A 23,772-nucleotide genomic window follows, 5' to 3' on the forward strand; every position below is an offset into this window, starting at 1 on the left:
GGGGGGGCGGTTGCCTATGCCCTGAGGGGCGCGCGCGCAAGACGTCGGGTCGACCCGCCCAGGGGGTAGGTGCCGGGGCGATCCCTCACAACCCTGGCCCGGCGTCCGCCGGATTAAAGGCGGTGGGCAGCCCTGGGTTTAGAGGGTGGCGGGCAGCCCATGGAACGCGAATCGCCCCCAACGTCGGGAAGGCGTCAGGGGCGATTCGAGAAGGCGAGCATAAGACTCAGCCAACGGCGTGCAGCCTAACCGTCGAGGGGTCTACAACGTCAAGCACCATGAGTCGTGCGGCGTGTCGTTCCCTTGCGTTCGGCCGTGGTGCTGTGTGCCTTCAACGCGTCACCGAGCCGGTAGAACTTGGTGCCTGTGTCTGGGTCTGTCTTCACCGGCCGCAGGTGGCCGTTCGCTGCCATGTTCTGGATCCGCTTTACCGTGAGCGTCTTGTGTCCAGACCTGCCTGCTACTTGCTGAATCTGGTGGGCGGTGAGAACCTGTCGATTGGCGCGCGCCACACGCTTGTGATCCGTCGGTATGTAGTCATCGGCCGGTAGGTCAATAACCTCGCGGCACTCCAGGATTCGACCGGCAATGTCCTTGTAGGCGGTTTGTGAACCGTCAATCAGGGCAAGGTCGGTGATGTGGCGCTTGAGCCAGTTCCCGTGCGACAGTGCACTTCTGCCGCCTGTGTAGTGAATCTTGCGATGGACGCAGACGAACCGGACCCAGCCTGCGAGGCACCGGTCCAGTTCGGTTGACTTCTCTGCGGCTTCCAAATTGAACGGCAACTGTGGTCCTGGTCTGCAGTGCTTGAGCTTGCCTAGGCCCGGGCGAATGATGCTGGCCTGGCGAGTCTCGGTGACCGCGAGGTCTTCGATCAGGCCGGGCAGTTCGCCCAGCTTGTCCCGCAGCCACTGCTGCTCGTGTCGCGACAGGTAGAACTCCGTGCTCATCCTTGCATTCCTCCGAGCAGCTCGGCCACGGTTGCGTCGTCGTAGTTGGCATCGATCGGTGTCATGACGCCGCCGCGCCGTTTGAGTTCGCAGAAGAGCCAGAGTCCGGCCGTCAGGAAGCGTCTGTGCGCGCAGTCTGCGTGGGCGTCCGTACTCGCATCTGTCCAGCTGAACACCCCGAAGAATGGCTTCAAGTATTCCGTTGCAGCATCAGTAAATTCACTCAGAGCAAGGGCGAGGCTGAAGCCACCGACGCCGTTGACGAACGGCTCGTCGGGCACTAGGCCGAGGTTGGTCACTGGCTGGTCTCCTTGGTTCGTGGTTGGCAGGGTGTCTTGCGAAGGTGGCCGTTGGGCCAGTGACAGAACTCGCGGGGCACGGCGCCGCATTGTGGGCAATGACGGTGCAGCGCATGGGTTTCGGCGTAGACGGCGAGGACGGGGTCTGGTGTGCAGCCTCGCCGCGCTGGGCCTCGGCGGTAGTCCACGTCATCGGCCATCCGACGGCTAGCCATGTCCGACCGCCGGCGGAAGTCGATCGGGTGGCTGGCCTCGGTGGTGGCACGGACTCAGGTCATCGAGTCGGCCGAAGTCGTCGCAGTCCGTACAGGCCGCGATCACCCGGCGCCGCTCACGGCGCCGTTCTTCCTCGGCCAGCTCGATCGCGGCGTCGTGCTCGGCCTGTGCGGCCATCCATGCCTTGCGGTGCGTTCGAGCGTTGCCGCAGTCACCACACGAACCGCGATAGCCGTGAGGGTGCTTGTCGCAGAAGGGCGATGGAGGATCGATGGTGTGTGCACCGGGGACCAGCTCTGGTGACGTACCCCAGTTAGGTAACACCCTTGATTGATGGTGATAGGTCTCTGGTGGGAGGAACGTACGTTCCGGTAGAAACTGCACAGCCGTTCCGGTAGAACGAGTTTCAACAGGAACGGTGGTTCCGGTTGAAGAGTTGTTCACAGGAACGGTGGTTCCGGTAGAACGAGTTTCAACAGGAACCACCGTTCCGGTAGAACCGGACTCGACCCCCACGATTGATCCCGGTGCGACGAGCCGGTAGACCGCAGCCTTGTGCGCCTTCGGGTTTGCCCGCTGCGTCTGCTGGATCAGCCCGAGGGCCTTGCCGCGGTCCAGGGCCATGCGGATCGCGCGGGTGGTCATGCCACACAGCTCTGAGAGTTGAATCTCGCCCGGGAAGGCATTCGTACCGTCGGACCAGTCCGCGTACGTCTCCAGGGCGAACAGGACGGTCTTTTGGGCCGCTGTGAGTTCCGACTGGAGCACCATGCGCGCCCACCGTCTGCGTTGGTCGTACGTAAGCATCAGGCCTCCTTTCGCGGGAAGTAGCAGTCGAAGTCACAGCACGGATCGCAGCGGTAGGGGCAACCACCGTCCGCTAGCGGCGGTAGTCCGTTGTGGATGCGTGGTCGCATTTTTGGGTAATTCACGAACCCGTACTCACGTCCGCAGCGCCGACAGATGCAGCGCTGCCTTCCGTCGCGAAAGAACACCGACAACGGCAAGAGATCGCTTCCCGGGCAACGACGTTCAGTCATCGTGTGCCACGTCCTCGCCCTCGTTCCATCCCATCGCCGCGCGCACAGCGGCCATTCCGCGCGCGGCCGCCGGCCGGTGATCGATGTGGTCGCAGATCGTTCGATTCGGCGTATAGCCATCGGCGTCGCACAGCTGACAGTTGGCGATGCGCAGAGCGTTCCGCCGTGAGTCGGCCTGCGCTGTGACCGTGCGACGATGCGCCCCAACAGCATTGGACTGCTCACGCGTGAGCGGTGCGTGCGCGGTACGGGTCTCATTGAGGCGTTCGCGCTGCTGGCGTGCGCGGTCGGCAGCAGCAGCGTTCTCTCGGGCACGACGGCGCGAGTCGAAGTCGACAACCGGTTCGTCAGCCATCAGCGGCCGGTATCGGGTAGAGGTCACGGCCGTGACGCCATCCGATCAGTCGCCGCCGCTTGTGCTCGACAGCTGCGGGTGTGTTCGGTTCCCACTCGTCGATGTCGTCGTCGCCGATGCCTTCGTCCCACCAGGCCGGATTGATCTGGTCGCAGTAGAGGTGCAGGAACGCGCGGCAGTGAGCGCAGCGCTTCCACGTGAACCGGCCACAGTCGTCAATCACGAACGACCGCACGTACTTTTCGCCCGGGTTGATGGCCCGGCCGCAGTCGTCGCAGGTGTGGTGCGTGCGTGCTGTCGGCTCGGCGTGGAGAGCTGGCGGCATCAGATCAGCCCCTTGTCCGCCAACCCGAACACGAGCACCAGGAACAGCACCACGACGATCAATACGACCCCGGCCGGCAGATCACCCACGGGGCGACTCCTGTTCGATGACGGCCAGAATGTCCAGCCACGCCTTCTCGCGGCAGACGTCGCCAATCACGTGAAAAGCGTTGGCGTTCGCGCTGGATAGACATCTGATGATTTCGATTCGGGCGCGCAGCTTCACAACCTCGGCCAGCAGCTCCGGGACGAGTTGCCGCGCCCCTGCGATGAACTCGGCGTTCCGCGAGCTGCTCGGCCCGTCGCCCGTCACGGCGGGAACGATGTACGCGAACTTCGGGTCCGGGCTCTCGGCAATCAGGACGTGGAGTTCTTCGCCTTGGCCGATCAGCGTGCCGGCCAGCCATTCTGCGTGCGTCTCGTCGCTGTCGTTACTCGGTGCGGTGCAGTGCCGCCACGGACCTTTAGTGACGCCTTCAAGCGCGGCCTTGGTGCGTTCGGTCAGGTCGGCGCTCATCGGACCTCATTTCCGGTGCTGTGGGTCCAATCGGTGTCGTCCTGGTCTTCGTCGTCGCGGTTGCCTGTCTCGCCATGGATGTCGCACCATTGACAGGCCGGTTCGACGCACTCGCATTCGGGCTGGCCGCGCAGCGCGTCACGGAGGTCAGCAGCCAACTTCGGATAGTCGGCCTCGCACGAGTTGGCGTAGGCGCCCAGGGCGACGGCGGCGTGCGGATCAGTGGTGTACCGCAGCACGAATGCCGGATCCGTCAGCGGCACAATCGCCCGTCCAGCATCGGTATTGCGATAGATCGAATACTTGGCGTACAGGCCGCGCTCGCGGTCATCGATGTCACTCATCAGCACGCCTTGTTTCCGTGGCGGTACGGCCGGGTCTGGTTGTACCGGTGCTTGTCGATCACTGCAGCGATCAGTGGAATGTCGAGTTCGTCCGCCATATCGAGCACGCGAATAATCACGTCGGCAAGTTCAGAGGCGATGCCTTGAGGCTTACCGAGAGCACCACCGAATGACGGTTGATCCGAAAAGCCATCGGTCGGCTTGTTTTTCAGAGTCTCGCCATTCGGGCCAGGAATCTCATACTCGAACCACAACGGCGGCTCGTTATTACGGTGCGCTTCAAAGGCTTCCGTCACCTCGGAGTGCAGCAGCGCGGTCAATTCGCCGACGTTGCGCGGAGCTGGCAGCGGTGCGCCACGGTCAAGCTTCTCGGGGTCGATGCGCCAACCCTTTTCGTAGTTGTTGGCGGTGACGGCGTCGATCAGGACAGCAAGGCCACTGGCCACGGCGTTCTCGCCAGCGGCAGTCAGGGTTCCCTTATTGTCTGCGAAGTACGTGTTGCTGAAGGTGGTCACTGGTTGGCTTTCTTCTTGTCGGTCCAGGTGATTTCGATGAGGAACGGTGGTGGCGGCGGCAGTTGCGCCGCCTTCCAGTTGTCGTGGCAGCTGTAGCAGCGCGGCATGCCGGCGGCCGGGTGCCCGCCGCAGTCGACGCACTGCCTCGGGTCGGCCAGGTAACGGGCCTTCTGCTCGGCGATACTGCTCACGGCGACCGGGACCGGCCTTGCAGCTGCACGACTACCCGCTGGTCGGCGTCGTCCAGGCGGCGGATCGCCGCGGCGATATGGCGGGCGTGGTGAAGTCGCGTCGGCCCAACGAAGTTACAACCGCCGCAACGGAATTCCGGGTCGATGTACCGGTCAGGCAGATCGGCGTCTACCCAGTGGTGCGCGATCAGTTCGGCGATCTGCTCGTCACGCTCGACCGGATTTGTCGTGGACCGGACGAGGTGGCGGAATGCCGACCGCAGCAGCAGGGTGACGCCGATGACCATGCCGAGCGCCACGCCGGCCACGAGGGTGTCCGTCACGACTTCCACCATTCGTCGCGGCGCCAGTCGTCGAGCAGCTCGGCGGCGTGGTCGTCGGGCCATCCGGAGATCACGAACTCGTCGCCGTTGTCCCAGATGCCGAATTCGTCTTGAAGCGCCAGCTTTTGAAAGGACAGTGTGCCGGCATTGTTCGCGAGACGGGCTGCCTGCAGAAGGTTCAGCGGCGCGTCGGCCAGGGCGCCAGCGACCGCGGCGGCCAGGCCGCGCAGAGGAGACAGCAGATGGTCTACGGGTGACATCGCGTTGGTCATGTCGCTCATGCCTGCACCGCCCAAACCATCAGCGGGAGCCCGTAGATCACGAGAGCGAGTCCACCGAGCAGTGTCGCGATGCCAGCGAGATTCTGAAGGAACGTCCGCATCAGGCCACCGCCCCAAGGTGGCCGGGTTCGTCGTGCAGCACCGTGTCAGGCGTGACGGGGTAGGTTTCGCGGTTCCCGCCTTCCGGCTGCCAGTAGCCACCCCAGCACGAGTAGTAGCCGCACACCGGCACCCAGCGTTTGGGCCACCAAATGGTGCGCTCACGGATCCATGAACCGTCTGCGTGAACCGGGGTGTCGCACAGTGTGCGGCGCTGCGAGAAGAGGACGCCCCACGGGACGGTCTGGCAGGCGATCCCAGACGGAGCGGCCTTGGCGTCGGTGGCGTAGCCGATTCCGATGCCTGCGAGCACCAGGACCGCCAGCGCAGCGCCGACGACGCGACGGGCGATCCGGAAGTGGTGTTCTATGCTGGTTGTTGACATTTCGAGTCCTTTCAACTGGTCACTCGGTGTGTCTCGCCGCCCCCGCCATCCACGGGGGCGGCATCTTCTCTGTGGTGGGTGACCGGTGCCCCAACCCCAGGGCACCGGCCGTTCCGGCGGCTATCCGCCGGAAGTCGTGGCGGCCGTCGCCATCTGTTCGGCGATTCGGCGGCACCGGTACTCGATCTCTCCGCACGCCTTCCAGTACTCGAGCGTGTGCACGATGGCCGCGATGTCGCGGTGAGTGAGGTCATCGGTCGAGGTGATGGCGCGCCAGGTGACGAACGATGCGACCGACAACCGGGCCTCACGGGCCTGCACCCCGCCTTCGCGGAACAGAGCGAACGCACGACGTACCAGCGCCTGGGGCGCGTTAGGAGCCACCGCTGCCGCTCCTAAGGAGGTGTCGAGCGACGGTCCCGGTACCGATGATGCGGAGCTGGCGGCGGTGTGCCTCGCAGCCGAGCACGGCCGCTTCGAACGAGGCCCGGGGCGTCAGCTCCATGTCGCCGTCATCGGTTGAAAGCGTTGCGGTCCAACGCTTCCTGCCGGTCGAATGAATCTTGTAGACCCAGCGGTTGATGTCGGTCGCGATCCAGAAACCACGGCACGGTGGGTCGAACTGCAGAGGCTGCAAGCCAGGGCTCGGGCACCAGCACCAGACGACGAACTCCGGGCAGTCGTATCCGTTGAGTGCAGCGTCGAGCGCAGCCAGTTCGGTAGGGCTCAGCCCTTGGGTGTGCAGCAGATCGAGCATCGCCGCAGCGGCTACCGGGGTGATCACTGGACGGCCCTGTCGGTGGTCCATGTGACGATCCCAGAGACGTGGTTGCCCGCGTGGCCGGATTCCCGCGTGCAGGCATACAGGGCCTTCGAGCAGCATCCGACATGCATGCTGTCGCAACGAATTTCAGCGGGCAGCTCCACTACCGGCGTCGTCAGCCAGTCGGCCTCGGCATCGGACCAGGAGACGCCGGCGCAGGTGTGGGTGCCGCCGTGACCGTTGGTCCGCATGCAGCGGTACTGCTTGCCGCTGCGAGGTTCGGTATAGCCGGAGAAGCACGGGCGGAATGGTGGGCGCGCCGTCGGCGTGGTCACGAGTCCGCTCCTACAGTGTCGATGAATACCTCGCCCGGGTGCTCGATGTGCTGGATGGTGAGCCGGCAGTTGGTGATCGCGTTGTTGAGCAGGCTGGTCAGTTCCGGGGCCAGTTTCTTGCGCTGCGCGTTGTTGGCGTCGTTGAACAGGCGCTCGATGCGGCGGATCGCGCGTTGCAGGTCGAGTCCGGCGTTCTGAGCTTGGAGCGCCAGGGGTTGCCGGTTCTGCTGCGGCGCAGATGATTTCGACGCGCGTGACGCCGGGGCAGGAGGCACGTGCGCCGCGAGTTCTTCGCGGCGTTGGGATACGGCGGCCACTTCGTGGTCGTAACGCTCTCGGACTTCGGGCCGCAGCCGACCGAGCATCGCGATCTGGCGCGGGCTCAGGACGACGTTCGGGTTAGAGGCGTGTGCGGCGGTGAGGTCTAGTGCTACGCACCACATCTGGCCGAAGTACTTGCCGCCGTTAGCCCATTCGCCATTGTCGAGCTGAACGAGGTAGTGGCGGCTGATGCCGTGGTTGTTGCCCATCAGGGACTCATTGGGCTCCCAGCCGCCGCAGGCCGGGCAGATGAGGACGGTGATCTCGGTGTCCACGTTGTAGATGCCGGCAGCCTCGGCGCTGGCGGCGTCTACCGTCTGGGTTCGCACCAGCTCGTCGAAGGCGGCGTCCCGGATTGCGGCGGGATCGGCGACGTCAGCCCGACCCGGGTCAACAAGGTCCTTGGCTTTCGTGATCGTCATGTCGGACGTGATCGAACCGTCAGCGATGCCCGCTTCGATCTCGTCAGCCGGCAGGCGTGAGAGTTCAGCCAGCGCGACGATGGAGCTGGGCAAATCGCCCAAGGTTGGGCGATTCGAAATTGCCGGGTTGGCCGCGATGGACATGAGTCGCTTGGCCGCCGACTGGCTGATACCGATCTGCTTGAGCATCGGTAGCCACTCGCCATGCCGCACATCGGCCTTCGCTCGTGCCAGGTGCTGGCCGGCCGCGACAATCCCCTGCACAGCGGTCGACAGGTCCGCCTTGATGACCTCGGCCCACTCGTCGGCGGTGCGCACCACCTCGGCGTCGATGACCGGGTCACCGACGATGCGCGATGCGACCGCGTCGGCAGAGTCGAGCAATGCCCGGACACCGCTGCGGTCAGGCACCGCGGGCACGTCCGAGAGCCGCGCCGCGAGACCCCGGGGCTTCACAGCGCTCACGCGGAGGCCGCCTTGGCACGGTCGGCGGCCAGCTTCTCGACATCGGCACGCCGAAACAGGTAGGCGCCGTTCGGCCCCGGGACCTTCATGGCGCAGGACAGTTCGCCTTGCTCCATGAGTCGTAGGACTGTGCGATAAGACCGGTCGAGGATGCGGCCAGCTTGCGACGCGGTTATGAGTTCGTCGGGGGTCGGCGTTGGCATGCGGTCACCATGCCGCAATGCGGCATAGTGTGTCAATCGTCGTACGTCGGCGTGTTGCGCCTTTCGGCCGTATCTTGACTAGCGTCCGACATGCGCCATAATTAGGCACATGAGCGAGCAAACTGATTGGGCGCCAGTCCCTGAACTGACGCTCGGATGGCGAATCCAAATGGCTCTGAGCCATGCGGACCTGAAGCACAAAGACCTGATGGAGAAGTTCGAGGTCAGCCGCGAGACCGTGTCTCGCTGGTGCCGCGACGTCGGTCAACCGCCGAAGAAGTTCGTGCTGAACGAGATTGCAGTGATGTGCGGGGTCAGTCCGCGGTGGCTGATCGACGGCACGATGCCCCCTCCGCCCCAGGGTGGAGGGGGTGGCCTAGTCTCGGGACCAACCAGTTGATTGGGTCCCGGGCCCCGCGCCCGGCTGCATAGAGTGAGCTGACATGTCCACAGAGTCGTCGCCAAAAGGTTCTGCCACGGGAGCGCCCGCGGGGGCATCAGCTGCGTCGAACGGGTCCAACGGCTCGTCGCGGCGCGAGGAGTTGCTGGCGGTCGCCGCCAAGTTGTTCGCGGCCCGCGGGTACCACGGGACCCGCATGGACGACGTCGCCGACGCCGTCGGGCTCAACAAGGCGACCGTCTACCACTACTACGCCAGCAAGTCGCTGATCCTCTGGGACATCTACAAGTCGACCGCCGACTTCACCGTCGACGCCCTGCACGACGACCCGACGGCCTCGGCGCGCGAGACCATCTTCAACTTCACCCGGCGCCTGCTCACCGGCATCGCCACCGACCTGGAATCCGCGGCGGTGTACTTCCAGGAGGGGCCGTACATCACCGAATGGTTCACCGAGGAGCAGGTCGCCTATATCCGCAAGGCGGAAACGACGGTCTACGAGCATGTCCGCGACGTCATCGACCGGGGCATCGCCAGCGGCGAGTTCAACGACTGCGACTCGCATGTGCTCGCTCTCGGCTACATCGGGATGACGCTGGGCGCCTACCGGTGGCTGCGGCCGCACGGCCGGCGTACGGCCTCCGAAATCGCCGTCGAATTCAGCACCGCACTGCTGCGCGGACTGATCCGCGACGAAACGATCCGCACCGAGGATCCGCTCGGCGGCGGAGCATGAACGCATAGAACCGATCAGCGCTACCGAGAGGTGACCGAGGTCCGATGAAATCTCTGCTGCTGTCCCGACGGGACCTCGACTTCCTGCTGTACGAGTGGCTGAAGGTCGACGAGCTGACCGGCCGCAAGCGGTTCGCCGACCATTCGCGCGAGACCTTCGACGGCGTCCTGGACCTCAGCGAGCAGCTGGCCGAACGCTACTTCGCGCCGCACAACAAGAAGAGCGACGCCAACGAGCCGACCTTCGACGGGGAAACCGTCACGATGGTCCCCGAGGTCAAAGAGGCCTGGGACGCGTTCGTCGCGGCCGACCTGATCGGCATGTCGATGGAGGAGTCGGTCGGCGGGGCGCAGGTGCCCGCCGTCGTGGCGCAGGCGGCGTTCGCGTGGATCGCCGCGGCCAACGTGTCGACGTCGGGCTACCTGATGCTGACCATCGCCAACGCGAATCTCCTGACCAAGTTCGGGACGCCCGAACAGATCGAGACCTACGTCAAACCCATGCTGGCAGGCCGCTTTTCGGGCACCATGGCGCTCTCGGAAACGCAGGCCGGGTCGTCGCTCGCCGACGTGGCCACCCGCGCGGAACCGCGCGACGACGGCACCTACCGGCTGTTCGGGTCGAAAATGTGGATTTCGGGCGCCGAGCACGAGATCACCGACAACATCATCAATCTGGTGCTCGCCAAGATCCCCGGTGGACCTCCCGGCACCAAGGGCATCTCGCTGTTCATCGTGCCCAAGTACCTGGTCAACGCCGACGGGTCGATCGGCGAGCGCAACGACGTCGCCATCGCGGGGCTCAATCACAAGATGGGACAGCGCGGAGTCACCAACACCGTGCTGAATTTCGGTGATACGCAATTCAATCCGGGCGGCGAGAACGGCGCGGTCGGCTATCTGGTGGGCGAGCCGCACCGCGGCATTGTCTACATGTTCCAGATGATGAACGAGGCTCGTCTGGCCGTCGGCATGGGTGCGGTGTCGTTGGGTTACACGGGGTACCTCAAGTCTGTGCAGTACGCGCGGGAGCGGCCGCAGGGCCGTCCGCTGGACGTCAAGGACCCGACGACGCCGCAGGTGCCCATCGTCGAGCATCCCGACGTCCGGCGAATGCTGCTGGCGCAGAAGGCTTATGTCGAAGGCGGACTGGCCCTGGGTCTGTACTGCTCCCGCTTGGTGGATGTGCAGCACAGCGCGGAGACGGACGCCGAGGCAGATGCTGCGGGCCTGTTGATCGACATCCTGACCCCGGTCGCCAAGAGTTGGCCGTCGCAATGGTGTCTCGAAGCCAACAATCTGGCGATTCAGGTGCACGGCGGATACGGCTACACCCGCGAATACGACGTCGAGCAGCATTACCGGGACAACCGGCTGAACCCGATCCACGAGGGTACCAACGGTATCCAGAGCCTGGACTTGTTGGGCCGCAAGGTGACTCAACGCGGCGGTGCCAGCCTGGCGGCGTTGGGCGAGGTCATCGGCAAGACTGTGGCGGCCGCCGGCGAGCTGGGTGGCGAGGGCGCGGAGTTGGCGACGGCGCTGGACGCGTCCTGGCAGCGGTTGGTGGCTGTGACGGCCGGCATGTTCGGCTCGGGCGACGTCCCCGCGGTGATGGCCAACAGCCACGTCTACCTGGAGGCGTTCGGGCATGTCGTGGTCGCGTGGCTGTGGCTCGAGCAGTTCGTCGCGGCCGCCGGCAAGGACGGCGACTTCTATGACGGCAAGCGCCAGGCGGCCCGGTACTTCTTCCGGTTCGAATTGCCCAAGACCGCACCGCAATTGGACCTGTTGGAGTCGCTGGACCGCACGACGCTGGAGATGCGGGACAGCTGGTTCTAGGCGTTCACCACCCGTCGTGTCCCCAACTGTGCCGGGAGTGTGGAGTATCCGCGGAGATTGACCAGGCCGCGGCGACTCGGCGGCTCGGTGAGGTGTAGGTCAGGGAATGCCTCGAACAGGGTTCGCAGCGCCGTGACACCTTCGATGCGGGCCAGCGCTGCGCCCAGGCACGCGTGCACACCGGACGCGAATGCCAGGTGCTCGCGGGCATTCTCGCGGCTGATGTCGAAACGGGCGGGTTCGGGAAAAACCTGTGGGTCACGGTTCGCGCCGCCGAGGAACAGCGCGACCATATCGCCGGCCCGAACCAGCTGGCCCGCGATCTCGACATCGCATTTCGCGGTGCGCGAGGTCATCTGCACCGGACTGTCGATCCGCAGGATTTCCTCGATCGCACGCGGCCAGAGCTCCGGTTCAGCCTGCAGCCGAGCCAACTGGTCGGGATTCTGCAGTAGGTGGACGATGCCATTGCCGATCAGATTCACGGTGGTCTCGAATCCCGCACCGATCAGGAGCGCGGCGTTCGCCGTGAACTCGTGCGCGCCGAGGGTGTTGTCGGCGGCCAGTCGATTGAAGGGGCTGTCTCCGGGCTCCCCGGCGCGCACTTCGTCGAATCGCTGGTGGAGGGTGTGATGTGCGTCCCGGAGGCCGTCGATCGCATTGCGATACGTGGCCCATGGGATGCCGATATCCAACAGCGGTGCGCCGCAGTACCCCCACTGCAGGAGATCGGGGTGGGTCACTGCCGGAAGGTCGAGTATTTCGGCGATGATCGCGAGCGGCAGTCGAGCGGCGAAATCGGCTATGAGGTCGGCGTGCGATGTTGCGGCGAGTCGATCGATGAGTTCCGCCGTGACGTCGGTGACTCGAGTGGTCAGCCGATCGATTGCGCGTGGGGTGAAGCTTTGTGACACCGCCTGTCGGTAGCGGGTGTGGTCGGGCGCCTCAACGACCACCATCGCGGGCGGCTCGACCGGGTTGGCCACGCCGGGGTCGGTGCGGGCGATGAGGGCCCGCAGGGGCCCGGGCAATTCCATCTGGGTGGGATCAGTTGCGCGGAATCGTCTGTCGCGCAAGATGTCCCGGCATATCTGGTGATCGGTGGTAGCCCACACATAGAACTTCCGTACCAACGGCCCCTGCGCTCGGAGTCGCTCGAGGTACGGGTATGGATCCAGGCCCCGACCGTGGTTGGTCAGTACGGCGGCCATGGGATCGCCGCGGCGTGCCTGCATCCGAAGGAACGTCCGGGGCACGCCGTGCAGCGCCAGCCAACGGGACCAGAGACCTAGCTGCATTGCGGTTCCTTCCGACTGCGGTGGACGCCCGGATGAGACATGCGAGACATTAAGACAATCTTTGTCTCGCCCGGATATGATCCACCGTACGATCGACGCATTGTGCTGGCAAGGAGAAATTCCGTGACATCAAGCCGAACAGAAGATTTCGTGCGTCGGCTCTCCGAACCGGACCCTGCCGTTGTCGCGTTGGTCGAGAACCCTGACGAGATCACCACCCGCATCCTGCGGGCAGGCCTGGAACAGGCCGAGCTGGTCGGCATGCGCCGATCGACCATGGAGGACGTCGCCAAGCGCAGCGGCGTCGGGCGGGCGACCCTCTATCGGCGATTTCCCACCAAGACCGCGCTCAACGACGCCATCGTCCTGTCGGAGGTGCGCCGATTCCTCGAGGGCAGCACCCAGGCCCGCGCGCAGGGCACGACATTCGAGGACCGCATGGTCTACGACACGGTCTTCACCGTTACCTTCATCCGCGAACACGCGCTACTGAAGAAGCTGTTGCGCCTTGAACCCGAAGCGATCCTGCCGAGCCTCACCGTCGACGCCGGCCCCATCGTCGATTTCGCCACCGACTACTCGGTCGCGCTGTTTCGTCGCGAGCTGTACGGCACGAAGGCCATCACCGCCGCGCAGGAACGGCATTTGCGGACCGCGGCCGAGCTGCAGACCAGGCTCACCCTGTCGTTCATCGTCACCCCGCACACCAGCATCAAGCTCACGAGCCTCGATGACACCCGGGCCTATGTGCGCCGCTACCTGATGCCGATGGTCACGTCCTAGAACCGCACGATCTGTCGCACCGCGCGGCCGTCGGCCAGGGCGTCCATGCCGGTGTTGATGTCGTCGAGGGAAATGGTGTCGGACACCAGCTTCTCGACCGGGAGCCGGCCCGAGCGCCACAGGTCGACGAAGCGCGGAATGTCGCGCGCCGGTACCGCCGACCCGAGGTAGCTGCCGATCAGCGACCGGCCGTCTGCGACCAATGCCAAGGGCGACAACGAGATTCGCGCGTCGGGATGCGGCAGGCCGACCGTGATGGTCTTGCCGCCCGGGGCCGTCATGGCGATCGCGGTTTCGAGCGCCGCGGGGTGACCCGCCGCCTCGATCACCACGTCGGCCTTGATGTCACCCGGATCGGTGACGGCATCGTGCGCGCCGAGCGCGCGGGCCTGCTCGAGCTTGTCCGGCAACCGGTCGACGGCGACGACGCGGACGTCGTCGTGCGCCAGGGCCGTGAGCATGGCGGCCATCCCGACCCCGCCCATGCCGACGATCGCCACCGTCTGACCGGGTTTCGGTTGTCCGGCGTTCAGGACGGCGCCGCCGCCGGTCAGCACCGCACACCCCAATAGCGAGGCGACTACGGGCGGCACGTCGGCATCCACCGGCACCACGGATCGACGATCTACCACCGCGTACGTCGCGAAGGCCGACACCCCGAGGTGGTGCAGAACCGTTGTGCCGCTTCGGGATAGCCGCGTGTCGCCGCCGAGCAGCGTGCCCGCCCCGTTGGCGGCGCTGCCGGGAATGCAGGGCGCCAGGCCGTCCGTCGCGCACGACCGGCACTGGCCGCAGCGGGGCAGGAACGTCATGACGACGCGTTGCCCGACAACCAAATCCGAAGTGCCACCGACCTGTTCGACGATGCCGGCCGCCTCGTGGCCCAGCAGCATCGGCAGCGGGCGGACCCGGTTGCCGTCGACCACGGACAGGTCGGAATGACAGAGCCCGGCCGCCTCGATACGCACCAGCAGCTCGCCGTCGCCGGGCGCGGCCAGGTCCAGCTCGCTGATGGTGAGCGGCCGTGATTCGGCGTAGGGGCGGGCTCGCCCGATCTCTTCGAGTACGGCACCGCGAATCAACATGGCACCAGCCTGACAGACTGGCCGACATGGAGCAGGCACTGACCACCGCGGAATTTCCGGTGCACTGGCCCGTGCAGACCCGGTGGACCGACAACGACATGTTCGGCCACCTCAACAACGCGGTCTATTACGAGCTGTTCGACACCGCGATCAACGCGTGGATCAACACCACCCGCGACGTCGACCCGGTGGCCGCACCGTGGCTCGGGGTCGTCGCCGAATCAGGCTGCCGGTACTTCGCGGAACTGAAGTTCCCGTCGCAGCTGGTGGTCGGGCTGGCAGTGACCCGGTTGGGCAACAGCAGCGTCACCTATCGCACGGGGTTGTGGGCCGAGGAAACGGAGCACGCCGCTGAGGCTGATGCGCGGCTCGCCGCGGCGGTCGGCAGCTGGGTACACGTCTACGTCGACCGCGACACCCGTCGTCCCGTCCCGATCCCGGCGCCCATCCGAGAGCTGCTGGAGACCGCCGTCGTCGGTTGACCCTGCCTTGGTGGCGGGAAAGTGCGAGTGACCGTGTGCGTGGGCGCAGGGTCAACGGTGTGGACGGCGTCGATATGCTCTGGCGCATGCCGATCGTGAGCAAGACCGTCGAGGTCGCCGCACCCGCAGCGCAGATCCTGGGGATCGTCGCCGACTTCGAGGCCTACCCGCAGTGGAATGAAGAGGTCACCGGCTGCTGGATCCTGCACCGCTACGACGACGGCCGGCCCAGCCAGCTCCGCCTGGACACCAAGATTCAGGGCATGGACGGCTCGTACATCCAGGCCGTCTACTACCCCGGTGACGGCCAGATCCAGACCGTCATGCAGCAGGGCAATCTGTTCTCCAAGCAGGAGCAGCTGTTCTCTGTGGTCGATCTCGGGGCGAGTGCCCTGCTGACCGTCGACATGGACGTCGAGGTCGATATGCCGGGTATCCCGTCGATAATGGTCAAGAAGGTCGTCAACGACGCGCTGGACCACCTGGCCGGCAACCTCAAGACGCGCGCCGAGCAGCTCGCCGCCAACTAGGCAGGCCACAACCCGAGTTCGTCGAGGCGGCCGGTCAGTCGTTCGGCGGCGTCGTCGAACTGGCGGCGGGTCTGCCGGACGACTTCGTCGATGTCCTTGTCCCGCAAGGCCGCAATCAATTCGCGGTGATTGGCGACCGCCGCGGCACCCCACTGCGGGTCGGCGGCGTAGATGCGGACCGGTAGGTACCTGGTCGCGTGCAGCAGAAACCACGCCAGCTTGGTCCGGCCCGCGGCGCGGTTGAACTCCTTGTGAAACAGGAACTCCGCCAGGGCGATCGCGTCGGCGTCGCCTGCCGCGACGGCGTCGGCGAGTTCGTCGGTGAGCCGCTCGAGTTCGGCGATGGCGGGCGCCGTGATCCGCCGGGCCGCGTTCGCGGCGATCTCGGTAGCGATGGTGGCCTGCAGCCAGAAGATATCGGCGATGTCGTCGCGGGTGAAAGCGGACACCACATGGCCGCGGTTGGGTTCGAGCTCGACCATGCCCTCACCGCGCAGCGTGCGCAGCGCCTCCCGGACCGGCGTGATGCTCACACCCAGCGCGGCGGCGGTTTCGTCGAGTCGCACGAAGGTGCCGGGCCGCAGCGTGCCCGACATGATCGCCGTCCGGAGATGGGCCGCCACCTCGTCGGACAGCTGTTCCCGCCGACGAGCCGGCTGGAGGCCGGGTAGCGATTTCGCCGAGGCGTTCACGACATTCCTTTTTGTGGCGGGGCAGGGGACACCCGCCGGTTGTCCGGATGATGCGGGCGCCCTATTGTGACGGCAGCAACACTATATTTGATCAAATATCAGCATCGTACGTCGCGATCACCGCAATTCCGCCGCGATGCCGATCGAGACACAGGAGCAGACCGTGTCATCCGCAGCACTCGAGCAGCCCTATCTGGCCCGTCGGCAGAACTGGACCACTCACCTTGCCCGCCATGCCCTCATGCAGCCGGAGGGGACCGCGCTGCGCTTCGTCGGCCATACGGTTACCTGGAGTGAGCTGGAGCGACGCGTCACGAAGCTCGCGGGAGCGCTGAGCCGTCGAGGGGTCGGCTTCGGCGACCGGGTGCTGATCCTGATGCTGAACCGCACCGAATACGTCGAGGCGTTCCTGGCCGCCAACCTGCTCGGCGCCATCGCGGTCCCGGTCAACTTCCGCATGACGCCGCCCGAGATCGCCTACCTGGTCCGGGATTGCGACCCGAAAGCCGTGATCACCGAGCAGGTGCTGGCCCCGGTCGCCACCGCGGTGCGCGAGCTGGAACCGTCGCTGGCCACCGTGATCGTCGCCGGCGGCGTCACCGAGGGGAACGTGCTGGGGTACGAGGACGTCCTCGCCGAGGACGGAGCGCCCCCGGCGCCTGTCGATATCCCCGAGGACTCCCCGGCGCTCATCATGTACACCTCGGGCACCACCGGGTATCCCAAGGGCGCCGTGCTCACGCACGTCAACATCATGGGCCAGGCCATGACGAACCTGTTCACGATCGCGCCGGACATCAACAACGACGTCGGCTTCATCGGCGTCCCCTTCTTCCACATCGCCGGCATCGGCAACATGATCGGCGGCCTGCTCCTGGGCCTGCCGACCGTCATCTATCCGCTCGGCGCGTTCGATCCCGGCGCCCTCCTCGACGTGCTGGAGGCCGAGGGCGTCTCGTCGATCTTCCTGGTCCCCGCGCAGTGGCAGGCGGTCTGCGCGGCTCAGCGGGCCAAGCCGCGCGACGTCAAACTGCGCGTTCTTTCCTGGGGCGCGGCGCCCGCGTCGGACACTCTTCTGAGGGAGATGGCGGCGACATTCCCGGGCACGCAGATCTTTGCTGCGTTCGGGCAGACCGAAATGTCACCGGTGACGTGCATGCTGCTGAGCCAGGATGCGCTGCGGAAGTTGGGATCGGTCGGACGGGTCATCCCGACCGTGGCGGCGCGCGTCGTCGACGACAACATGAATGACGTCCCGGTGGGCGAGGTCGGCGAGATCGTCTACCGTGCGCCGACCCTGATGGCGGGATATTGGAACAGCCCGAAAGCGACCGCGGAGGCATTCGCCGGGGGTTGGTTCCATTCCGGCGACTTGGTTCGCCAGGACGAGGAGGGTTACATCTGGGTCGTCGACCGTAAAAAGGACATGATTATTTCCGGCGGCGAAAATATTTACTGTGCGGAAGTAGAGAACATTCTGGCCGCGCATCCTTCCATTACCGAAGTCGCGGTCATCGGACGCCCGCACGAAAAATGGGGTGAAGTGCCGGTGGCCGTCGTTGCGGTGGCGCCGAATGCGACCGCCGCAAGTGAAAGTGCCCTGTCCCTGGCGGATCTCGATGATTTTCTGACCGAACGGCTGGCTCGCTACAAGCACCCGAAAGCGCTCGAAATTGTCGACGCCCTGCCGCGAAATCCTTCTGGCAAGGTCCTTAAAACGGAACTCCGCGAGCGGTTCGGTGATACAAGTGTGTCGTAAGCGTGGCAAGTGACGTCGCGCTGAGGAATTCGACCACCTGAGTGGAGGGCGGATGGGCCCATGTCGCGTTTGCTGAAACTGAACGCAATTATCCCTCAGTTGGGTCACGGGGTACGCGCTGTATCGGGTACAGTCCTGTGGTCCGTCTTACTACTCGGGAGTAGCGAGACAGAAATCACTCATTTTGTGCTAGGGGCTAAGGAGGGGGCGTGCCACGCGTGAAGCCGCGGAACGGCCGTTTTCCGGAAGGGAAGGCTGAACGTTGACAGCCTCGGACAACACCTTGGTCGGTTATCTCAAGGACCAGCTGGACAAGCCGCTTACCAAGGTGGGCGGCTTCGTCAAGATGTGCATCCTCACCTTCAAAGCGCTGGTATCCCGGCCCTTCCAGTGGAAGGAGTTCGTACTTCAGTGCTGGTTCCTGATCCGGGTGGCCTTCCTGCCGACGCTGGCGGTGTCCATCCCGCTGACAGTGCTCATCATCTTCACGCTGAACATCCTGCTCGCGGAGTTCGGCGCGGCTGACGTCTCCGGCGCCGGTGCGGCCCTGGGTGCGGTCACCCAGCTGGGTCCGCTGGTGACGGTGCTGGTGGTCGCCGGCGCCGGATCGACGGCCATCTGCGCCGACCTCGGTGCCCGGACCGTCCGTGAAGAGATCGACGCCATGGAGGTGCTCGGCATCGATCCGATCGAGCGCCTGGTCGTGCCTCGCGTGGTCGCCTCGACGTTCGTCGCCTTCATGCTCAACGGCGCGGTGATCATCATCGGTCTGGTCGGTGGTTACTTCTTCGGTGTCTACATCCAGAACGTCAACGCCGGCGCCTACGTCTCGACGCTGACGCTGCTGACGGGCTTCCCAGAGGTGGTGATCTCGGTACTGAAGGCGACCATCTTCGGTCTGATCGCCGGCCTGGTCGGCTGCTTCCGCGGGCTCACCGTGGCGGGCGGCTCGAAGGGTGTCGGTACTGCGGTGAACGAGACACTGGTGCTCTGCGTCATCGCGCTGTTCGGGGTCAACGTGGTGCTGACCACGATCGGTGTCAAGTTCGGAACGCAGGCCGGGTAGCGATATGAGTACATCGACAGTTCTGCGGGGCCGGTTTCCCCGCGCCTTCTCCAAGGTCGCCGATATCGGCGCCGCGCCGGCCCGGTTGTTCGACAGCCTGGGTCACGTCGCGGTCTTCGTGGTCTCGGCCGTCGGGCACATCCCGCACGCGTTCCGCTACTACCGCAAAGAGGTATTGCGCCTCATCGCGGAGGTCGGCATGGGTACCGGTGCCATGGCCGTCATCGGCGGCACCGTGGCCATCATCGGTTTCGTCACCCTGGCCGCCGGCTCGCTGATCGCCATCCAGGGTTTTGCCTCCCTGGGCAACATCGGTGTCGCGGCCTTCACCGGCTTCTTCGCCGCCCTGGCGAACATCCGCGTCGTCGCCCCGGTCGTGACCGGTCAGGCCCTGGCCGCGACGGTCGGCGCCGGTGCCACCGCCGAGCTCGGCGCCATGCGCATCAGTGAAGAGGTCGACGCCCTCGAGGTCATGGGCGTCAAGTCGCTGTCGTTCCTGGTGTCGACCCGGCTGATCGCCGGCATGGTCGTCATCATCCCGCTCTACGCGATGGCCATCCTGCTCTCGTTCCTGTCCGCGCAGCTGGTCACCACACTGTTCTACGGGCAGTCGGTCGGTACCTACGAGCACTACTTCCACACCTTCCTTCGCGTCGACGACGTGATGTGGTCGTTCCTCGAGGTCATCATCATGTCGGTGGTCGTGCTCCTCAACCACGCCTACTTCGGCTACTACGCCAGCGGCGGTGCCGTCGGCGTGGGTGAGGCGGTGGGGCGCTCGATGCGCACCTCCCTGATCTCGATCGTCACAGTCGTCCTGCTCTTCTCGTTGGCGCTCTACGGCACCGACCCGAACTTCAACCTGACGGTGTGACGCGATGACGAATCCAAATCAGCCACCCGTTGCCGAGGGCCAGGTCCGCGCCGAGCTCAACAAGGACCGCACGCCGCCGTACAAGATCGCCGGCATCGTCCTGGCAGTCGTCGCCGCGCTCGTCCTGACCCTGACCTGGGCCCAGTTCCGCGGCTACTTCGACACCAAGGCCCAGCTGTACGTCGTGACCCCGCGCTCGGGGCTCTCCATGGACCCTGGCTCGAAGGCCACCTACAACGGGGTGCCGATCGGCCGGGTCAAGGATGTCCAGGTCGTCGGCCACTCGGGCCAGTCGCCGGAAGCCCGGTTGGTGCTCAACATCGACCCGCAGTACCTCAATCTGCTCCCCAAGAACGTCGACGTGAAGCTGCTGGCCACCACCGCCTTCGGCAACAAGTACGTCTCGTTCACCTCGCCGTCGAACCCGGCGCCGCAGCGCCTGCGGGGCGGCGACACCATCGACGTGTCCAACTGCTCCCCGCCGACGCCGCCGACCGCGTGCGTCACCACGGAGTTCAACACGCTGTTCGAGACCATCACCGCGATCTCCGAGCAGGTCGACCCGATCAAGCTCAACGCGACGCTGACCGCGGCCGCGCAGGCTCTCGACGGGCTGGGTGAGAAGTTCGGCCAGTCGCTGGTCAACGGCAACACGATCCTGGCGGACCTGAACCAGCGGATGCCGACCTTCCGACACGACACCAGGGCCCTCGCCGACCTGACCGAGGTGTACGCCAAGGCGTCCCCGGATCTGTGGGACGGCCTCAAGAGTGCCGTGACCACCGAGCGCACCCTGAACGACCAGCGCGGCAACATCGACCAGGCGCTGATGTCGGCCGTCGGGTTCGGCAACACCGGTGGTGACATCCTCGAGCGCGGCGGTCCCTATCTGGTCCGCGGCGCCCAGGACCTGCTGCCGACCGCCCGGGTGCTGGACAAGTACGCCCCCGAGCTCGACTGCCTGTTCCGCGGTTTCGCCGCCGGTGCGCCGGCCGCGGCCAAGGGCCTGGGCGGCAATGGCTACTCGCTGGTGACGCACACCGAACTCGTCGGTGCGGCCAACCAGTACGTGTACCCGGACAACCTCCCGCGGATCAACGCCTCCGGCGGTCCGATGGGTCGCCCGGGTTGCTGGACGGTCACCAAGGACATCCTCCCGATGCCCTACATGGTGATGGACACTGGCGCGTCGATCGCGCCGTACAACCACTTCGGTCTCGGGTCGCCGTTCGCGTCCGAATACGTCTGGGGTCGTCAAGACGGGGAGAACACGATCAACCCATGAGCATCAAGGGCACGGCGTTCAAACTCGCCATCTTCTCCGCGGTCCTGCTGGCATTCACCGCAGGCATCTTCATCGTGTTCGGTCAGTTCCGGTTCAGCCGGAACAACGACTACTTCGCGATCTTCGACAACACGAGCGGCCTCAAGGCCGATCAGTTCGTGCGCGCCTTCGGCGTGGAGGTCGGCAAGGTCACCGAGGTCGAGCTGATCCCCGGCGGCAAGGTGCGGGTGCACTTCAACGTCGACAAGTCGGTTCCGCTGTATCAGAAGACCTCGGCGCACATCCGCTACCAGGACCTGCTCGGCAACCGGTTCCTGGACCTCACGCGCGGCGACAGCAACCAGGTGTTGCCTCCGGGCGGCACCATCCCGGTCGAGCGCACCGAACCCGCCCTGGACCTCGACGCGCTGGTCGGTGGCTTCCGGCCGCTGTTCCGTTCGCTGGATCCGCAGAAGGTCAACACCATCGCCTCGTCGATCGTCACGATCTTCCAGGGCGAAGGCGGCACCATCAACAACATCCTGGACCAGACGGCGCAGTTCACCTCGACCGTCGGTGAGCAGGACCAGGCCATCGGTGAGGTGATCAAGAACCTCAATACGGTCCTCGACACCACCGTGAAGCACCAGAAGCAGTTCGACGACACGCTGAAGAACTTCGAGGCGCTGGTGACGGGGCTGAAGAACCGCTCCGACCCGATCGCCGACTCGGTCGCCAACATCAGCAACGCCGCCGGCTCCCTCGGCGACCTGCTGGGCGACAACCGCCCGCTGCTGCACGACACCCTCGGCTACCTCGAGAACACCCAGCAGTCGCTGGTCGACCAGAAGGAACAGCTCAACGACACCCTGCAGAAGGTGCCGCAGGCGCTGAAGATTCTGGGCCGGTCCGGCGGTGTCTACGGCGACTTCTTCAACTTCTACGTCTGCGACATCGAGTTGAAGATGAACGGTCTGCAGCCGGGTGGTCCGGTGCGCACGGTCAAGCTCACAAACCAGCCGTCCGGAAGGTGCACGCCGAAGTGAGGACCATAGAAGGATCCGACCGGGTCCGCAGAGGCATGATGGGCCTCGCCGCCGTCGCGCTGGTCACCGCGGTCGGAGCGTCCGTCACCACCGTGCCGATGCTGTTCGCGGCGCCGACGTACTACGGCCAGTTCACCGATACCGGCGGCTTGGTCGTCGGCGACTTCGTCCGCATCGACGGCGTCAACGTCGGCCAGGTCAAGTCCATGGACATCGACCGCGACAAGGTGATCATCGGTTTCCAGATCGGGACCAACACCATCGGTTCGGACAGCCGTGCGCTGATCAAGACCGAGACGATCCTTGGTCGTAAGGCCATCGAGATCGAGCCCAAGGGCACCCACAAGCTGTCGCCGCGTGGCGTGCTGCCGTTGGGGCAGACGTCCACGCCGTACCAGATTTACGACGCGATTTTCGACGTCACCCGCGCCTCGCAGGGCTGGGACACCAAGACGATCAAGGACTCGCTCAACGTGCTGTCCGAGACCGCCGACCAGACGTCGCCGCACCTGACTGCGGCGCTCGAAGGGGTGCAGAAGCTCTCGGAGACCATCGGCAAGCGCGACGACGAGGTTCGGTCGCTGCTGGCCAACGCCAACAAGATCGCTACGGTCCTCAGCGACCGCAGCGGTCAGGTCAACGCGCTGTTGGTCAATGCCCAGACGCTGCTGCACGCGCTGAACCAGCGCGGTGAGGCCATCGGCGTGCTGCTCGAGCGGGTCTCCAAGGTGTCGCACCAACTCCAGGCGACCATCGACGAGAACCCGAATATCAACCACGTGCTGGAGCAGCTCCGGACCATCAGCGACATCCTGGTCGCCCGCAAGCAGGACCTGGCCGACACGCTGGTCTCGGCGGGCAAGTTCGTGGCCTCGCTGTCGGAGGCCATCGCGTCGGGCCCGTACTTCAAGGTCATGGTCGAGAACATCCTGCCGCCGCAGCTGATGCAGCCGTTCGTGGACGCCGCGTTCAAGAAGCGCGGACTGAACCCCGAAGACTTCTGGCGCAGCGCGGGCCTGCCCGAGGCGCAGTGGCCGGACCCCAACGGCAAGCGCTTCGCCAACGGTGCGCCGCCGCCGGCTCCGCCGAAGCTCGAAGGCACGCCGGAGCATCCGGGACCCGCGGTGCCTCCCGGCTCGCCGTGCTCGTACACCCCGGGAGCGGGCGCCGACCCGTCGCCGGCCGATCCGCTGCCGTGCTCGCACCTCAGCGTCGGTCCGTTCGGTGGACCCGCCTACGCCCCGCCGGACGTCATCCCGTCGGCGCCGAACCCGGCCGGTGTGCCCACCGGCCCGGGTGTGCCGTCGGCCGCCTTCCCGGGGCAGCCGGCCGAGAACGTGCCCGGTACGCCGGTGCCGCTCCCGCCCGCACCCGTCGGTGCCCGGACGGTTCCGCTGACACCGCAGCCCGGTGACAGCGACATCGCTCCCGGATTCGCTCCGATCCCCGGGCCGCTGATCGCGCCGCCGGCGCCGCCGGGACCTGGTCCCAACGCCGGCCCGGCCGGCACCGCGCCGCTGCCGGGTAACCCGCCGTTCCTCCCGCCCGGGTCGCAAGGATAGGGCCGC

General features: G+C 65.7%; 32 protein-coding genes. 12 read left to right on the forward strand and 20 right to left on the reverse strand.

Annotated elements, in window-relative coordinates; genetic code table 11:
• Positions 1-269: 269 nt before the first annotated feature.
• The 17 genes from ACWW1C_RS00690 to ACWW1C_RS00770 form a co-directional block, all read right to left on the reverse strand.
• On the reverse strand, positions 270-950 hold the full coding sequence (locus ACWW1C_RS00690) for a hypothetical protein (protein WP_455981638.1): 681 nt from the start codon (positions 948-950) through the stop codon (positions 270-272).
• A complete protein-coding gene (locus tag ACWW1C_RS00695; protein ID WP_455981639.1) occupies positions 947-1,249 on the reverse strand; it encodes a hypothetical protein in 303 nt (100 codons plus the stop codon). The genes ACWW1C_RS00690 and ACWW1C_RS00695 overlap by 4 nt, the downstream gene beginning before the upstream one ends.
• A 207-nt stretch (positions 1,250-1,456) precedes the next feature.
• Positions 1,457-2,236 (reverse strand): hypothetical protein, encoded by a 780-nt coding sequence (locus tag ACWW1C_RS00700; protein ID WP_455981640.1) that lies wholly within the window; start codon positions 2,234-2,236, stop codon positions 1,457-1,459.
• A gap of 261 nt (positions 2,237-2,497) precedes the next feature.
• The gene (locus ACWW1C_RS00705; protein ID WP_455981641.1) at positions 2,498-2,860 is read right to left on the reverse strand and encodes a hypothetical protein; all 363 of its coding nucleotides are present in this window, start codon (positions 2,858-2,860) and stop codon (positions 2,498-2,500) included.
• On the reverse strand, positions 2,853-3,185 hold the full coding sequence (locus ACWW1C_RS00710; protein WP_455981642.1) for a hypothetical protein: 333 nt from the start codon (positions 3,183-3,185) through the stop codon (positions 2,853-2,855). The genes ACWW1C_RS00705 and ACWW1C_RS00710 overlap by 8 nt, the downstream gene beginning before the upstream one ends.
• Before the next feature lie 81 nt (positions 3,186-3,266).
• Positions 3,267-3,701 (reverse strand): hypothetical protein, encoded by a 435-nt coding sequence (locus tag ACWW1C_RS00715; RefSeq protein WP_455981644.1) that lies wholly within the window; start codon positions 3,699-3,701, stop codon positions 3,267-3,269.
• Complete coding sequence (locus ACWW1C_RS00720; RefSeq protein ID WP_455981645.1) at positions 3,698-4,045, reverse strand: hypothetical protein; 348 nt, start codon at positions 4,043-4,045, stop codon at positions 3,698-3,700. Before ACWW1C_RS00720 ends, ACWW1C_RS00715 begins: the two co-directional genes overlap by 4 nt.
• Positions 4,045-4,560: a hypothetical protein gene (locus tag ACWW1C_RS00725; protein WP_455981646.1), complete on the reverse strand. Its 516-nt coding sequence runs from the start codon at positions 4,558-4,560 to the stop codon at positions 4,045-4,047. The genes ACWW1C_RS00720 and ACWW1C_RS00725 overlap by 1 nt, the downstream gene beginning before the upstream one ends.
• Positions 4,557-4,751: a hypothetical protein gene (locus ACWW1C_RS00730; protein ID WP_455981647.1), complete on the reverse strand. Its 195-nt coding sequence runs from the start codon at positions 4,749-4,751 to the stop codon at positions 4,557-4,559. Before ACWW1C_RS00730 ends, ACWW1C_RS00725 begins: the two co-directional genes overlap by 4 nt.
• A complete protein-coding gene (locus ACWW1C_RS00735) occupies positions 4,748-5,074 on the reverse strand; it encodes a hypothetical protein (RefSeq protein WP_455981648.1) in 327 nt (108 codons plus the stop codon). Before ACWW1C_RS00735 ends, ACWW1C_RS00730 begins: the two co-directional genes overlap by 4 nt.
• Complete coding sequence (locus ACWW1C_RS00740; RefSeq protein ID WP_455981649.1) at positions 5,071-5,355, reverse strand: hypothetical protein; 285 nt, start codon at positions 5,353-5,355, stop codon at positions 5,071-5,073. Before ACWW1C_RS00740 ends, ACWW1C_RS00735 begins: the two co-directional genes overlap by 4 nt.
• Before the next feature lie 100 nt (positions 5,356-5,455).
• Positions 5,456-5,839: a CDGP domain-containing protein gene (locus ACWW1C_RS00745; RefSeq protein WP_455981650.1), complete on the reverse strand. Its 384-nt coding sequence runs from the start codon at positions 5,837-5,839 to the stop codon at positions 5,456-5,458.
• A gap of 120 nt (positions 5,840-5,959) precedes the next feature.
• Positions 5,960-6,223, reverse strand: a complete 264-nt coding sequence (locus ACWW1C_RS00750; RefSeq protein ID WP_455981651.1) for a hypothetical protein — start codon at positions 6,221-6,223, stop codon at positions 5,960-5,962.
• On the reverse strand, positions 6,213-6,596 hold the full coding sequence (locus ACWW1C_RS00755; protein ID WP_455981652.1) for a hypothetical protein: 384 nt from the start codon (positions 6,594-6,596) through the stop codon (positions 6,213-6,215). Before ACWW1C_RS00755 ends, ACWW1C_RS00750 begins: the two co-directional genes overlap by 11 nt.
• 23 nt (positions 6,597-6,619) lie before the next feature.
• The gene (locus ACWW1C_RS00760; protein ID WP_455981653.1) at positions 6,620-6,937 is read right to left on the reverse strand and encodes a hypothetical protein; all 318 of its coding nucleotides are present in this window, start codon (positions 6,935-6,937) and stop codon (positions 6,620-6,622) included.
• Positions 6,934-8,145, reverse strand: coding sequence for a hypothetical protein (locus ACWW1C_RS00765; RefSeq protein WP_455981654.1), 1,212 nt, complete (start codon positions 8,143-8,145; stop codon positions 6,934-6,936). Before ACWW1C_RS00765 ends, ACWW1C_RS00760 begins: the two co-directional genes overlap by 4 nt.
• Positions 8,142-8,348, reverse strand: coding sequence for a helix-turn-helix domain-containing protein (locus ACWW1C_RS00770; protein ID WP_455981655.1), 207 nt, complete (start codon positions 8,346-8,348; stop codon positions 8,142-8,144). The genes ACWW1C_RS00765 and ACWW1C_RS00770 overlap by 4 nt, the downstream gene beginning before the upstream one ends.
• A 109-nt stretch (positions 8,349-8,457) precedes the next feature.
• Between ACWW1C_RS00770 and ACWW1C_RS00775 the strand changes: the two genes are divergently transcribed.
• The 3 genes from ACWW1C_RS00775 to ACWW1C_RS00785 are packed head-to-tail and all read left to right on the forward strand — an operon-like array spanning position 8,458 to position 11,325.
• Positions 8,458-8,748, forward strand: a complete 291-nt coding sequence (locus tag ACWW1C_RS00775; protein ID WP_455981656.1) for a hypothetical protein — start codon at positions 8,458-8,460, stop codon at positions 8,746-8,748.
• Positions 8,749-8,791: 43 nt separating this feature from the next.
• On the forward strand, positions 8,792-9,484 hold the full coding sequence (locus tag ACWW1C_RS00780) for a TetR/AcrR family transcriptional regulator (RefSeq protein WP_455981657.1): 693 nt from the start codon (positions 8,792-8,794) through the stop codon (positions 9,482-9,484).
• Positions 9,485-9,528: 44 nt separating this feature from the next.
• On the forward strand, positions 9,529-11,325 hold the full coding sequence (locus ACWW1C_RS00785; protein WP_455981658.1) for an acyl-CoA dehydrogenase: 1,797 nt from the start codon (positions 9,529-9,531) through the stop codon (positions 11,323-11,325).
• Here the strand turns inward: ACWW1C_RS00785 and ACWW1C_RS00790 are convergent.
• The gene (locus ACWW1C_RS00790; RefSeq protein WP_455981659.1) at positions 11,322-12,623 is read right to left on the reverse strand and encodes a cytochrome P450; all 1,302 of its coding nucleotides are present in this window, start codon (positions 12,621-12,623) and stop codon (positions 11,322-11,324) included. The two genes, ACWW1C_RS00785 and ACWW1C_RS00790, sit on opposite strands and share 4 nt — an antisense overlap.
• Before the next feature lie 123 nt (positions 12,624-12,746).
• Here ACWW1C_RS00790 and ACWW1C_RS00795 point away from each other — a divergent pair, with 123 nt between their 5' ends.
• Positions 12,747-13,406 carry a helix-turn-helix domain-containing protein gene (locus ACWW1C_RS00795; RefSeq protein WP_455981660.1) on the forward strand — a complete coding sequence of 220 codons (660 nt, stop codon included), beginning with the start codon at positions 12,747-12,749 and terminating at the stop codon, positions 13,404-13,406.
• On the opposite strand, the gene ACWW1C_RS00800 is transcribed toward ACWW1C_RS00795, so the two are convergent.
• A complete protein-coding gene (locus tag ACWW1C_RS00800; RefSeq protein ID WP_455981661.1) occupies positions 13,403-14,491 on the reverse strand; it encodes an alcohol dehydrogenase catalytic domain-containing protein in 1,089 nt (362 codons plus the stop codon). The genes ACWW1C_RS00795 and ACWW1C_RS00800 overlap by 4 nt on opposite strands.
• Positions 14,492-14,517: 26 nt before the next feature.
• On the opposite strand from ACWW1C_RS00800, the gene ACWW1C_RS00805 reads away from it, so the two are divergent.
• Positions 14,518-14,973: an acyl-CoA thioesterase gene (locus tag ACWW1C_RS00805; protein WP_455981662.1), complete on the forward strand. Its 456-nt coding sequence runs from the start codon at positions 14,518-14,520 to the stop codon at positions 14,971-14,973.
• Between the two features lie 86 nt (positions 14,974-15,059).
• Positions 15,060-15,503, forward strand: a complete 444-nt coding sequence (locus tag ACWW1C_RS00810) for an SRPBCC family protein (RefSeq protein WP_455981663.1) — start codon at positions 15,060-15,062, stop codon at positions 15,501-15,503.
• Here the strand turns inward: ACWW1C_RS00810 and ACWW1C_RS00815 are convergent.
• Entirely contained in the window at positions 15,500-16,195 is a 696-nt protein-coding gene (locus ACWW1C_RS00815; protein WP_455981664.1) for a GntR family transcriptional regulator, read from the reverse strand. The two genes, ACWW1C_RS00810 and ACWW1C_RS00815, sit on opposite strands and share 4 nt — an antisense overlap.
• A 136-nt stretch (positions 16,196-16,331) precedes the next feature.
• On the opposite strand from ACWW1C_RS00815, the gene fadD5 reads away from it, so the two are divergent.
• The 6 genes from fadD5 to ACWW1C_RS00845 all read left to right on the forward strand — a co-directional run bounded on the left by fadD5 (position 16,332) and on the right by ACWW1C_RS00845 (position 23,766).
• Positions 16,332-17,954 (forward strand): fatty-acid--CoA ligase FadD5, encoded by a 1,623-nt coding sequence (gene fadD5 / locus ACWW1C_RS00820; RefSeq protein ID WP_455981665.1) that lies wholly within the window; start codon positions 16,332-16,334, stop codon positions 17,952-17,954.
• Between the two features lie 262 nt (positions 17,955-18,216).
• Positions 18,217-19,020 (forward strand): MlaE family ABC transporter permease, encoded by an 804-nt coding sequence (locus ACWW1C_RS00825; RefSeq protein WP_455981666.1) that lies wholly within the window; start codon positions 18,217-18,219, stop codon positions 19,018-19,020.
• Positions 19,021-19,024: 4 nt separating this feature from the next.
• Complete coding sequence (locus ACWW1C_RS00830; protein ID WP_155900416.1) at positions 19,025-19,894, forward strand: MlaE family ABC transporter permease; 870 nt, start codon at positions 19,025-19,027, stop codon at positions 19,892-19,894.
• Positions 19,895-19,898: 4 nt separating this feature from the next.
• Positions 19,899-21,179 carry an MCE family protein gene (locus ACWW1C_RS00835; protein ID WP_455981667.1) on the forward strand — a complete coding sequence of 427 codons (1,281 nt, stop codon included), beginning with the start codon at positions 19,899-19,901 and terminating at the stop codon, positions 21,177-21,179.
• Positions 21,176-22,204 carry a virulence factor Mce family protein gene (locus ACWW1C_RS00840; RefSeq protein ID WP_455981668.1) on the forward strand — a complete coding sequence of 343 codons (1,029 nt, stop codon included), beginning with the start codon at positions 21,176-21,178 and terminating at the stop codon, positions 22,202-22,204. The genes ACWW1C_RS00835 and ACWW1C_RS00840 overlap by 4 nt, the downstream gene beginning before the upstream one ends.
• Positions 22,201-23,766 carry an MCE family protein gene (locus ACWW1C_RS00845; RefSeq protein WP_455981669.1) on the forward strand — a complete coding sequence of 522 codons (1,566 nt, stop codon included), beginning with the start codon at positions 22,201-22,203 and terminating at the stop codon, positions 23,764-23,766. The genes ACWW1C_RS00840 and ACWW1C_RS00845 overlap by 4 nt, the downstream gene beginning before the upstream one ends.
• Positions 23,767-23,772 lie beyond the last annotated feature (6 nt).

It is taken from the genome of Mycobacterium sp. HM-7, from assembly GCF_053852335.1.